General features: G+C 64.4%; 11 protein-coding genes. All 11 read right to left on the bottom strand.

The window, feature by feature from the left end:
• Position 1 precedes the first annotated feature (1 nt).
• Positions 2-982 (bottom strand): PilN domain-containing protein, encoded by a 981-nt coding sequence (locus tag BRAD285_RS04735; RefSeq protein WP_244563578.1) that lies wholly within the window; start codon positions 980-982, stop codon positions 2-4.
• Between the two features lie 101 nt (positions 983-1,083).
• Complete coding sequence (locus tag BRAD285_RS04730) at positions 1,084-2,022, bottom strand: general secretion pathway protein GspK (protein ID WP_006614950.1); 939 nt, start codon at positions 2,020-2,022, stop codon at positions 1,084-1,086.
• Positions 2,023-2,024: 2 nt separating this feature from the next.
• Entirely contained in the window at positions 2,025-2,723 is a 699-nt protein-coding gene (locus BRAD285_RS04725; protein WP_006614949.1) for a type II secretion system protein J, read from the bottom strand.
• Complete coding sequence (locus BRAD285_RS04720) at positions 2,723-3,112, bottom strand: type II secretion system protein (RefSeq protein WP_006614948.1); 390 nt, start codon at positions 3,110-3,112, stop codon at positions 2,723-2,725. The genes BRAD285_RS04725 and BRAD285_RS04720 overlap by 1 nt, the downstream gene beginning before the upstream one ends.
• Complete coding sequence (locus BRAD285_RS04715; RefSeq protein ID WP_035648544.1) at positions 3,090-3,563, bottom strand: prepilin-type N-terminal cleavage/methylation domain-containing protein; 474 nt, start codon at positions 3,561-3,563, stop codon at positions 3,090-3,092. The genes BRAD285_RS04720 and BRAD285_RS04715 overlap by 23 nt, the downstream gene beginning before the upstream one ends.
• Positions 3,564-3,565: 2 nt before the next feature.
• Complete coding sequence (gene gspG / locus BRAD285_RS04710; RefSeq protein ID WP_006614946.1) at positions 3,566-4,039, bottom strand: type II secretion system major pseudopilin GspG; 474 nt, start codon at positions 4,037-4,039, stop codon at positions 3,566-3,568.
• 5 nt (positions 4,040-4,044) lie between these two features.
• Complete coding sequence (locus BRAD285_RS04705; RefSeq protein ID WP_035648542.1) at positions 4,045-5,259, bottom strand: type II secretion system F family protein; 1,215 nt, start codon at positions 5,257-5,259, stop codon at positions 4,045-4,047.
• A gap of 4 nt (positions 5,260-5,263) precedes the next feature.
• Positions 5,264-6,919 (bottom strand): GspE/PulE family protein, encoded by a 1,656-nt coding sequence (locus tag BRAD285_RS04700; RefSeq protein WP_006614944.1) that lies wholly within the window; start codon positions 6,917-6,919, stop codon positions 5,264-5,266.
• Positions 6,920-7,039: 120 nt separating this feature from the next.
• Positions 7,040-7,567 (bottom strand): tetratricopeptide repeat protein, encoded by a 528-nt coding sequence (locus BRAD285_RS04695; RefSeq protein ID WP_006614943.1) that lies wholly within the window; start codon positions 7,565-7,567, stop codon positions 7,040-7,042.
• The gene (gspD, locus tag BRAD285_RS04690) at positions 7,564-9,861 is read right to left on the bottom strand and encodes a type II secretion system secretin GspD (RefSeq protein ID WP_139020714.1); all 2,298 of its coding nucleotides are present in this window, start codon (positions 9,859-9,861) and stop codon (positions 7,564-7,566) included. Before gspD ends, BRAD285_RS04695 begins: the two co-directional genes overlap by 4 nt.
• A 180-nt stretch (positions 9,862-10,041) precedes the next feature.
• Positions 10,042-11,868, bottom strand: a complete 1,827-nt coding sequence (locus BRAD285_RS04685) for a porin (protein ID WP_006614941.1) — start codon at positions 11,866-11,868, stop codon at positions 10,042-10,044.
• Between the last annotated feature and the right edge of the window lie 760 nt (positions 11,869-12,628).

Below are 12,628 nucleotides of genomic sequence, written 5' to 3'. Positions count from 1 at the left end.
CTCATGTGCTGCCCCCAAAGTAAGCCTTGAGGCCGACCTCGATGTGGAAGCGCTCTCCGGCGTCATCGGCCGCGCGCGTCGTCGGCGCGGAGAATGTCGCTTGATTGAAGTGCGCCGATTGTTCGAGCAACCCAATCAATGCGGGCGCATCACGGCTGATGCCAGTGATCTGCAGCTTGTTCCGGTCGATCCGCAGCTCGGTCACATAGGTCTCGTCCGGCAGCACGCGGGAGAGCGCATCGAGCACCAGCACGCTGGCGGCCCTCTCCTGCTTGCTCCGCAGCAGCGCACCGAACGCGCTGTTGTCAGCCCCCTCGACGCCGAGCCGCAGCGTTGCGCGCCGCTCGGATACACGTTGCGACAGCACGCGCTGCTGCTCTTCGAGCCTTCCACCCAGAATGCTGGTGATGCCGAACGATAGCGTCGCCGCCAGCGCTGCCACGACCAACGCGGCGGTCAGAATGCGACGGACGCGCCCTGCATCCAGCGGTCCGCGCAGGTGATGCTCGATCAGCCTCGTTGCCTGTGGCTTGGCGCGTTCGTGCGGAGGGCCCTGGGGAGCGGCGATCAGCACGACGCAGGCGGCACGCCAGGACTCCGCAAGCCGAATGAGTGGATCGATGCTCGTCCTCGGCGCGGCGATGACGGTGGTCTGAATGCGGTCAGCCGAAATCTCGACCGGCGCCGTGCTGCCGAACACCGCGTCCTGCGCCGTCCACGGCGTCAGCCGATCGATCTGCGAGCGGACCATCGGCTCCAAAAATTCGACGGCCCGCTTGGGGAGTTCCAGCGGCCGCCAAAGAAAACGGTCGGGCCGCAGCGTCACTTCGATCCGGCGGCCTCGCACGAGGTCCAGCCATTTGTCAGGAAGCCGCCGCATGGCCGCTTCGCCACCCGACAGGAGAAAGGAATGATCAGGCGGTCCGGATCGCCCCGTCGACTTGACGACGAAGACATTGTGCTCGGTCTCGATCAGCTGCACCGAGGGCTTGAGATTGAGCCGGCCGATCATATCGACGATCGCTTCGGCGGCAGACCCGATCCAAGCTGCGAACTCGCCGCGCGCGGCCATTGCCATTCTCATCACAGCGCCTTTCCTGACGATCTGAGCATCACCGGGCTTGCGACATCGTCCCGCCACGACAAGATACGGTACGGCTCGTCGCTGTCGCCCAGCAGGATGACGGCCTCGACCGCAGCGCGCCGCCCCGCATCGAAGGCGATCGTGATCCCCACGCGGAAGGCGTCGCCGACCTCCAGCGTCGTCCCGACACGCGCAGCTCCCAGCGCCGATGCCAGCGATCTCGCCTCGCGACGCAGGCCGGCGCGCTGCTCCAGGAAGCTCTTCAACACATCCTGAGTCATTCCGGGAAGCGCGGCGACGACTTCGGGCGCGGCCTCCAGCGGATCGATCTCACGCCGCCCACTGAAGACGGTTACGAACGGCATCGCCTGGTCGACCAGGGCCGGCGGGATCTTCAGCACCAGACGAAGCTCCTCGACATTTACAAAGGACGCTCCACGCGGCGTGTAGTCCATCCCCGCGGTTCGATAGAGCTCACGCTCGGGATCAGCAGCGTTCTCGGCGGACGGGGTCCGCCAGCCGATGATCCGCTCGGCATACTCATTGGACCTGTCGGCGCGAGCGCCCAGCGCGGCGAACAGGTTGGCAAGCATCTGCTTTGGCGCATGATTGAGGTCGATCCGGCCCGCTTCGGACCGGAATGCGACCGACACCTGCGCATGGTCGAGCCGGAATGAGAACGCCCCTGCCGGCGGCCGCTGCAATTTCGGCGTAGCCATCAACTTGAACGCGGCAAGCTCAAGACCCGCAGAAGCCAGCGCGCCGGATCGCACCCGGGCATCGTCGAGCGACAGACGTTGGACGGTACTGACGAGATAGGCCGAGAGGGCTCCGGCCAATCCCGCCAGCGAGACGAGAATCCAGAGCGCAGCAACGAGAACGAAGCCGCCTTCGCGATCTTGGCTTAAAGCATCTGTTGAAATGGCAGCGCTTCGCATGGTCATGGCTCCGATCGCGTGGCGGCGCGCCCGACCGTGACGTCCGCTTGCGGCATCTGTCGGTCGCACGGCCGGTCTGTCGCACTACACACGCTGTCGGCCGGAGCCGAGATATGGATCAGAGCGATCCGTGAGATCGATGGCGCGCTCGCATCGGCCGTGCTGCGCACCGTCACCCTTACCGCTGTCGGCAGCTTCTCGGCGCTCTGCCACGACGGCGTCCAGTTCCGGTCCGCCCCTGCATAGGCGAACGAGACGCGATATGGCGGCTGAAGCAGCACGACAGGATCGGCCAGCTCACGAGCGGTGCCGGGCGCGAACGCAGCGCGCTTTCGGACGAGCGCCGCGTTTTCGCCGTCGCCAGATTCGGAGATGCGAACCAGATCGAGCCCGCGGCCACTCCGGGGTCCCAGCGCCAGCCTGACAAACGCGACCGACGTCTCCGATCCGTCGAACAGAACAGACTTGGTCTGAGCATCCGGCCGGATGAACTCCGCGGCCGCGATGTCGGCGCTGATGCGGTCGAGCGCGACGCTCAAGGATTCGTTGCGCTGGATGCGATGCAGGCCGCGATCCCAGTTCGGAATCCATTGCGCGGTGATCGCGGCGAGGGCCGAGATCAGCAGCCCCATCAGCGCCAGCGCGACCAAGACTTCGATCAACGTAAAGCCGGCCTGCGGATCGTTGGAGCGGCGCGCCATCACTCGGCCTGCCTCCGGAACAGGCGGATCGTCTCGAGCTCCATGGTGGCGCCGGAGGGCGATCGAACCTGAAGCGTGATCCGTTGGGGTATCCAGGCGGATGCACCGGCATCGGTTGCGAATGGCTGCGCCTGTGCGCGCCAGGCATGAGCCATCGTCTCCCCGGATTCCGTCCGCGCAGCCGACAGACGCGAGGGGAAGGCCAGCCACAGCGCATTATGAGCAGCCTGCACCAAGGCGACATGCTGCTCCAGCTTCCGGCTCCCACGGCTCGACGAGCCCATGAGCGCCGCGATCGCGACCAGCGAAACCGCCACGATCGCGAGCGCCACCAGGGCCTCGATCAGGGTGAACCCGGCGGCCCTGCTATGGTTGGGTGACGCCAGCATGCGATCCCACTTCGATCCTTCCTGTCAACCAGTTGACGCGAATTTGGTAGCCGGCATCGAGATGCGTGAGCGTGATGACGCCGCCACACGACATGCCTGAGCCGAAGAAGCTGATGGAATCGAACGACGGCCGGTCGTCGCAATTGCGCGGCAGGACCGTCTCCAGCCGAACATCGTCCGGAAAACGGACAACTCGACCGCTGGTCCCTGAGCGGATCGTCCGCGCCCGCGCATCGACGCGCGTCGTGATCGCGAGACCACCACTGATGGCCGCATTTCGATCGGCCTTCAACAACGCGGCGGCCTCGAGTGCATAGGCTTCCAGCCGCGGCCGCGAGGTCTGCCTGGACATCGCCGGCAACGACACGGCCGCCATCAACGCGACAACCGCGAGCACACACACCACTTCGATGAGCGTGAAGCCGGCCGTGCGGCCGTCACGATCATCCATCCCTATCTCACACCGCCGGCAACCGACGAGGAGATGTCGGTGGCGAGATCGGTACCGCCCTCCTGCCCGTCCGATCCATAGGAGACGATTTCGTAGGGCACCTGCTGTCCCGGAGATCGGTAGACATAGGCATGGTTCCAGGGATCGCTCGGAACGTTTCCTCCCTTGAGATACGGTCCGGCCCAGCCCGGAATGGTCGATGCGGGCCGGACCAGCGCGGCCAATCCTTCCGACGTCGTCGGATAGCGACCGGTGTCGAGGTAGAACAGATCGAGCGCGCTCGAAAAACTCTGGATCTGAATTCGCGCGGTCTTGACCCGGGATTCGTTCAGCGACGACAGCACGCGCGGGCCGATCAAGCCCATGATCATGCCGATGATGGCGATGACGACCAGCATCTCGACCAAGGTGAAGCCGCTCTCAGGATCATCGCATCCGATATGGCTGCGGGCTGATGTGTTGGAGTGATCGTCCATGATCTCTATCCGACGAGTTGCGTCACCGACAGGAGCGCGCTCATCACCGATACGATGAGGCCTCCGACGACGGCGCTGATGAGGATGATTGCGGCAGGCCCGACGATGCCCACGATGCGATCGAGGCTGCGCTGCAGCTTGGCCTCGTAGAACTCGGCAATGCGGCCGGCGAGCACCGGAAGCTGTCCGGTCTCCTCGCCGATCCGGATCATCCGCGTCGCCATCGGCGGCAGAATGTCCACCGCCGCCACGGCCTCGGACAGCTTTCCGCCATGCCGCACGCGGTCCGCCGCAGCGCTCCACGCTGCACCGCTACCGGTGACCGACATGATATCGACCAGGATTCGCAAGGTGGCCGTCAGCGTCAGCCCGCTGCCGAGCAGGATGGCGAGGTTGCGGCAGAACACGCTGGTGCGGTACGACCGGAACACGCTCGCAAGGCCCGGCAGCCGGCAAAGCCACGCCATCACAGCGGCCCGCACACTCGCCCGGCCCAGCAACAGAACACTCGTAGCGATCATCGCACTGGCCAAGAGCGCGAGAACGGGACCGTTGCCGCGCAGGAAGTCCGAGATGTCGAGAAATGTGGTGATAGTCGCATCGCTCCTGGCGCCGAAGTCGCGCAGCACGGTCGAGAACTGCGGGAGCACGACGACAAAGAAGAACAGCATCACCAGACAGGCGGCGATAAGGACAAACAGCGGATACTGCATCGCATCGGTGAGCTTGCGGCGCGTCGCTTCCGCGCGAGACCGCTCGGCACCGAGCATGTCGAGCACGTGATCGAGCGTCCCGGAGGCTTCGCCGACCCGCACCAATGCGAGATACATCGCGGGAAACTGCCGAGGATGATGCGCCAGCGCCTCGGCAAGGCTCTCTCCAGCAAGGATGCTGGATCGCAAGCGGCAGACGATCGGGCGCAGCTTCCCAATATCGGCATCGCCCGCGAGAAGGTCGAGCGCATCCTCCAGCCGCGCGCCCGCCTTCAGCAACAATGCCAGGTCACGGGTGAAGATCGTAACATCGGCCGCAGTCGGACCACCGAACCAAGCCAACGTGTCCCGCGCGACGGCGCCCGCCGCCTTCTCCTCGAATGTCTCGATCGGCAACAGACGCAGATATTCGATGCGATCCATCACCTCCTTGGACGTCGCGGCCGAGATGGTGCCGTGTACGACGTCACCAGTCTCGGTCAGGGCGCGATAGCGGAATGTGCTCACCGGCTCACCGTAACGTTGTGACGCGCAGGACTTCCGCGACCGACGTCGCTCCGGCCCGGCACTTGGCGGCGCCGTCATCGAGCATCGTCGTCATGCCCCGGCGAATAGCGGTACGGTCGATCGCGCTTGCGTCTGTCGAGCCCTGGATCAGCGAGCGGATCTCCGGATCGAGCTCGAGAACCTCGAAGATGCCGAGCCGGCCGCGATAGCCGGCGCCGCCGCAACTGTCACATCCGACAGGCTCATAGACGGTCTCACCGATGTCGAAGCCGACCGCCGCATAGCGCGGGTCGGCATTGAGATCGCCGGCGCTCAGCGTTCGCTTCGCCCTGCAACGGTCGCAGAGCCTGCGGACCAGCCGCTGCGCGATCACCGCCCGCAGCGTCGAGCGAAGCAGGAAGTCCTCCACGCCGAGATCGAGCAGCCGCGGCACCGCCGCCGCAGCATTCTCGGTGTGCAGCGTCGTCAGCACGAGATGGCCGGTCAGCGCCGCATGCACCGCGACGTGGGCGGTCTCGCCGTCGCGCACTTCGCCGACCATGATCACATCGGGGTCCTGACGCACGAACGAACGCAAAGCCGAGGCAAAGGTGAGCCCGATGGCCGGCTTGACCTGCGATTGGTTGATGCCCGGCAGCTCATACTCAACCGGGTCCTCAATGGTGAGGATCTTCCGCGTCGGCTCGTTGAGGACCGACAGCGCCGTCGCCAGCGTCGTCGTCTTGCCGCTGCCTGTCGGACCGCAGATCACGATCATGCCATGCGGCAGCGCCAACAGCCGGCGGAGCGACCGGTCGTCGTGAGCGGAAAAGCCGAGCTTCTCGATCGAAAGCAGTCCGCGATCCCGCGGCAGCAGCCGGATCACCGCGGACTCGCCATGTTGCGTCGGCATCACTGCAACGCGCACGTCCAGCTCGGAGCGGCCGACCTGCAGCCGTGCAGCGCCATCCTGAGGCAACCGCCGCTCCGCGATGTTCAGGCCGGCGACGATCTTGATCCGCGAGATCACCGCTTGCGGCAGCACGCCGGCAGGCGCCGGAAGCTGCTTCAGCAGACCGTCGACGCGCATCCGGATCGACAACCCGCTGCGCATCGCCTCGACATGGATATCGCTCGCACGCAGCTCGACCGCCTGCTCCAGCAGGTCGTTGACTGCGCGCACCACCGGCGCTCCCGCTGCGAGGTCGCGCAGGCCTTCAATGTCGTCCTCGCGCAGTTGCGGCTGCGGAGCTTCGGTGCGCCCTTCGCCATGATCATCGTCGGCGAGCCTGCTCAGCGCCGTGGAGATATCCTCAGCCGAGGCCACTACCAGTGCGACGGGACCGCCGAACACCAGCTCGGCCGCACGCGCGGACGCAGTGTCGCGCGGATCGGCGACCGCAAGGCATCGCCCATACCGTGCCGATTGAAACGGGAAGACGACCGTCTCCCGCAGGAAACGCCAAGAAAAATGGTCGACCAGCGGCTCGGCCGCCAGAAGGTCGGAGAGCGCGATCCGCGGCAATCCGAGTTGCCCTGCGATCTCATCGGCGAACCCGCCCGACCTCGTATCGACAGCGGTTTCCGGTCCCTCATTCCGCTCGGGCCGCGAGCCGCCGAAACGGGCGAACGCGTGGCCCTGCGGGTCGTCGGTCGGGCGATGATGAGAAGTCGAGACCATGGCGCTTCCCGTGATGGACCGGACCCGATCCCCTCATGCCGTGGGTACGGGATCCTTCATCTGAGACCCTTCGTACTCGAATGCAAAGATGACACTTATGAGATCGTCGACTTAGAACTACTACAAACTTGACGCCGATGCCTCACGGCGCGGTCTTCCAATCCTGCTCTGCTGCCATTCCAGCGAGAGATGCTGCCCCTCGATGATCTGTTCGTGCGACATCTTCGATGCGACCGCATTGCGAATTCGCAAGTACGGCTCACGCTGGCGCTGTGATGCCGCGGCCGCAGCGAGGCTCAGCCATTTATAGGCCAGTACGACGTCCTGATCGACGCCGTGCCCCTTGTCGTAGCTCAGCCCGAGCAGATGCTGAGCCGCAGGATCGCCGTGCTCGGCGGCAGCGATGTAGAGCTCGGCCGCGGCATCGTAGGATTGCGGAACGCCGAAGCCGTTGTCGTACATGTAGCCGAGCGCGGTCATGGCGCGCGGCTGCCCGCGTTGCGCCAAGGGCCCCAGCAAAGCGGCCGCACGAGTGTAATCGCCGCGCGCGAGCGCCGCCCATCCGTCGGCACGAGGTCGGGCGTCAGCTGCAGCAAGCCCGATCGTGAGCGCGAGAACGCTGACAGTCATGCTCGAGTGCCCTCTCATCGACTGGCCCGCGACGTCTGGAGGGCGCTCGTCGACACCGGCCTGATCGTGCCCCGCAACTTTGAGCGAAGCTCCTCCGCGACATAATGGGCATCGGTGCCGTCGCGGATGATCTGCGGGCGAATGAAGATGATCAGCTCGGTCCGGCCGCGGCTGCGATCATTGTTGCTGAACAGCTCGCCGAGGCCAGGGATCTGGTCGATCCCCGGGACGCCATTCCGCGTCCCCTGATGGGTCTCGCTGATCAGACCGGCCAGCAGCACCGTCTGACCACTCGCCACCGCAACCGAGCTCTTCACCTTGCGCTGCGCCACCGTGGGCGTGAGGCTGTTGGCCGTCTGCGGCGAAACGTTGCTGATCTCCTGCTCGACCTCGAGCCGGACATTGCCGTTCTCATTGACCCGCGGCGCGACTCGCAGAATGATTCCCGTGTTGCGGTAGTCGATGGTGTTCACGACGGTGTTGTTGGTCGTCAGAACGGTGGCGCTGCCGGTCGACACCGGCACCTGATCACCGACCTGCAAGGTGGCCGCCTGATTGTCGATCACCACCAGCGAAGGATTGGACAGCACTTTGACGTCGGTGACGGTATGCAACGCGCTCAGGATCGCACTCGGCTGCGATTCCGAGCCGATCAGAAAGTTGAATCCAGGGAATGCGCGATTCAGGAAGGCATTGGTGATCGTCCCGGCCGCCGATGCGACCGTCGCCGGCGCCGACGTCGAGCTGGTGTTCAGCAGCGAGCCCTGGTCCGGTCTCAGGCCCAGATTCTTGCTGGTGAGAAACGCCTGCACACCGTAGTTCAGATTGTCGTTCAGCGTGACCTCGGCAATCGTCGCATCGATTGCGACCTGCAGCTGCGGACGATCGCACTGCCGCAGCGTGGCCTCGATGATGCGGTAGTTTTCCCGGTCGGCATAGATCAGAAGCGTGTTGTTGACGATGTCGGGCGTGATCCGCACGCCGTCCATCAGCGGCTTGCCGCCCGCGCCAGACGTGCGCGGCTCAGCTCCGGCATCGGCTGCGACCTGCGTCGGCGGCGGTGCTCCACCAAAGCCACGGTTGGCGACCAGTCCATTGTTGCCCGGCTGTCCCGAGAAGCTGCCGCTCGACTGCCCCGTCGTGCTGGCGGCCGAGAGCCGCTCGCTGCTCGACGTCGACATGGCGCCAGATCCGGGAGCGAGATCGGTTGACGACACATCCGCGCTGCTCGCATTGCCCGTGAACATCTCGTTCAACACCCGGGCCATCTGTCGCGCTTCGCCGTACTTCACGCGGTAGACGTGGACGCTGTTGCGAAGCGTGTTGCCGGCATCCAGCCGCTTGATCCAGGTCTCGGCGGTGTGGAGCAGCGCTGGCTTGCGGCTGATCACCATCACCGCATTCATCCGGCTGACGGTCTGGAACTTGACCATGTTCTGACCGAGCCCACTGTCGCCCGTATCCATGATCTTCTCGAGCTCGGCCACGATCGGCTCGGGATTGCCGTTGGTGATCGGAAAGATTCCAACCGATTGTCCGCGCATCCAATCCGCATCGAAGCTGAGCGCGGCATCGACCGCGGTGCGGCGCTCCGCTCCCGTTCCCTGGATCAGCAGCAGGTTACGGCCAGGATCGGCCCGTACCATTCCGGGCTTGAGCGCGAAGCTGTCGAGCAGCTTCAACAAGGTCGGTGCCGAGACATATTGCAGCGGCAACGCAGTAATGCCGTAGCCGGCCTCAGTCGAGCCTCCGGAGGAGTCGACGGTGCCTGCCCCCGCCGCCTCCCCGAGCGGAATCAGCCGATAGCCCGAGCCGTCGCGAACCAGCGCCGTTCCCGACAGGCGAAGTGCGTTTTCGAGGACATAGACCACGTCCGATTTCGGCACCGGGCGGACCGACGACAGACTGACCGTGCCCTGGAGTCTCGGATCGATTGAGTAGCCGACGCCGAGGATGTCGCCGAGCACCACCTTGGCCACCGTTGCGATCGGCGTATTCTCGAAGTTCAGCTCGAACCCGTTTCCGACCGCCTGCGAATGCGCCGCGACCTCCTGAATGGGAAGCGCGTTCGCAGCCGGCACTTCCGCGCGTGCGTCGCGTGCACCTCTTGCATCGTCGTTGCCGCCGTAGATCTCCGCGCGCGCACGGCGCGCGGCCGGCGACTGTTCGGGCATGACTTGCTTCGGATAGCGCGGCGAAAGATCGAGCCGCCCGACCTTGTCCATCACGTCGTCGCCGCGGTTGTCACTTCCAAGCGTCGCCGGATTGCATCCCGCAAGCGTCACCGACATCACCGCCAGCGTTGCAAGCATGCGGCACCGCAGCCGGCCTCGACTCAATTCACCAATCTCTACCACTCGCGCGCCCACCCGCTGTGTCGAGTCCTTCGTCACGTTCCCCGGGACAGGTGGATCTTCGATCCGTCCCGGGGACCACTCTCGGAATTGAACAACAGGCCGCTCTCTCGAAGGTAGCGGCCTATCCGTCACGCCCTACCAGAGCCAGCCCACACCGGCGAGAACCCGGTCGGACATCGCACCGGTCGCGCTGTGATCGATGACCTTGGTGTAGTTGATCTTGTAGACCAGGCTCGGATTGGGGAAGATGGCCAGACCGACATCGTGGAACGTCATGTCGCCGCTTCCCGTGGGGTTGTTCAGACCATTGAGAATGTCGGCACCGAGCATGCCCGACGTCTGGAAGTTCTGGCGCGTGTAGCGATAGAACGGCACGATGTCGTAGTCGTTAGGCGCCCTGAAGTGATAAGCGACCTCGGCCGAATATCCCCACATGCTCTTGCCGACATTGTTCGTGTCGTCGAGATCGTTGTTGGCCCGCAGGTTCTCCGGATTGGAGAAGTGCACATAGGCATATTCGCCGCGGAACTCGAGCCCGGTATTGGGAACGCGATACCGAGCCTCGGTATTGAAGATCGTCATCGCATTCCTGCCGAGCGGAGTCTCCGTCCCGTCAGCCTGGGTGGCATAGGCGCCGCGCGGCGTGACGTTCGGCGAATAATAGATCGCCGAACTGCCGGCAAATCCGGGGAGGAACGACGGCGCATAGCTCAGCCGGAACGTATAAGCGAGCTCATTGCTCATCTGGCGGAAGTCGCCGATCGGCGCGCGCGAGAGTGCGAGCGCCTCCGAGCCGCTGATGCCGGCCTCGTAACCGCCGGGCGTGATATGGCCATTGTCGCCACGATGGCCGAAATCATCGCCGAAATCCTCGGCGCTCTGGCTGACCTGGAATTGATAGTTCAACCCGTCCACGATCTTGCCGTAGAAGCCGGCGGACGGCGCATACCAGGTCGTCGGGATCAGGCCGTTGGCGAGTTCGGGTCGCTGCACGCTATAGAACAGCGTCGGCTCATGATAGAGATTGGTGAACGAGATCGGGATCAGGTCGATACCCGGCGAGCGTAAGGTGAAGTGGTCGTTGAACTTGATGTCGAAGAAGGCCTGCTCGACCTCGACGGCGCCGTGCAGCTTGTCATCGTTATCGAACGCGGTGCCGCCGTGCTCCCATTCCAGCTCCGCATTGAACGTGATGTTGTCGCTGACCTGATAAGTCGGCAGCAGCACCAAGCGGGCCATGTCGAAGCCGTTCTGCCATTGGCCATTAGCGGCAGGGTTTTGCATCGAGCCGAGCTTGATCTCGCCATACATGCCGATCCGCATCCCCGGCACCGGCGACGGGGCCGCGCCGAACAGATCTCTTCCGGGCGGTGGCGCTGCCTTGTTGAGATCAGCGGCGGGGAGGAATTTCGGCTTGGGGTCAGAATCCGCGAATGCTGCGGCCAGTCGGGAGACCGGAGACGGAGACTGCGGCTCGGAGGCTGCTGTCGACGCCGACTTGACGTCCTTCGGACTGGCAAGCGCCATGGCGTTGACGCCCGCCTGAGAGCCACCCTGCGCGGCGCCGGATGCCTTCGCGACGCCTGCTTGAGCGTCCTTCCCGTTCAACCCGACCGGATCGGAGGGGCGCCTGGATGCGAGCGACGCGGATTGCCCGACACCGGCCGCCTTCTTCGCCTTCGCGTCCTTGAGCTCGCCCTGCAGCGTGTTGATGCGCTGCTCCATGGCATCGAGCTTCGCCATCAGCGCCTTGACCGCCGCGCTCTCGGCAGGCCGCGAACGCGCCTCCTCAGCCCGCACGGCCCCGGCGGTGAGCGCCAAGGTGGATACTGCGGCAAGCAGAGACGAGCAGAGTATTCCGCGATTGCGAACTGATCGAGCACCATGACGAGCGGTCGACGCAACAGAGTGTGGAGATGCCGGATCGCCGGCGCGCTCAATACTGCAGCTAGTCAATCTCATCAGTCAGACCTCCCCATGATTGTCGCGCGGACGTAGATCCCCTGCCCGCGCGACCGAAACTGCTCGCGCACAACTGCAAGCCATTCGCGCTAGAGGCGGGCGATGTCGATACTTGGGCTCGCGAGCGATGTCCGCGTGTCAGCACTTTGACTACGCGGGCCAACGACGCTCGAACGAGCGAGGCGGCGCCTTGCTCGGAGGCCGGGGAACGGCGCCTTCAGACCGAGCTAAGTAGTTCAATTGTCGATGAATTGCCCTACGCGACATCCGCGTGACGCGAATGCCAGACCCGCACTCTGCCTGGTTGCATTCGCGGGCTTACGGCGCGTCTTGTTAGCTGGCGCCACACTTCCGGATCGATTGCCGCACTTCGACAGAGATTGCGGTGAGGCAATGGCGCAATCTTCAATCAGCTCTTGAATTCAGGAGAGAAAAGCTGCCGCAGGCCCGGGCCCAGATTGCGGCGACATGACGCATGGCAGCTGAGGATCTCTGTCATGACGCGGAAATGAATACCTTCGACTGACAATCAAGGCAGCGCGAGCGGAGGAGCATGCCGATCGTTTAAAGAGATTCTAAAACACAATCGTCCCCCGATCGCGGGACTTCTTTGAATGATTGTAAATGAGCTGCTCCGTCGGACTAATCGGGCGTCTCACTAATATCCTCCCCATCATTACGCCGCATTGCCTTCACCTATTGCTGAGGAGTGAGTGTCGCCTGTCCCGCTTGCGAACAGTATTCGTGCCGGAGCTTGGAC

This window comes from Bradyrhizobium sp. ORS 285 (genome assembly GCF_900176205.1).
In the GTDB taxonomy this organism is placed as follows: domain Bacteria; phylum Pseudomonadota; class Alphaproteobacteria; order Rhizobiales; family Xanthobacteraceae; genus Bradyrhizobium.
The sequence above is the reverse complement of the archived record's forward strand: the minus strand, read 5'-3'. Positions and strand labels throughout refer to the sequence as shown.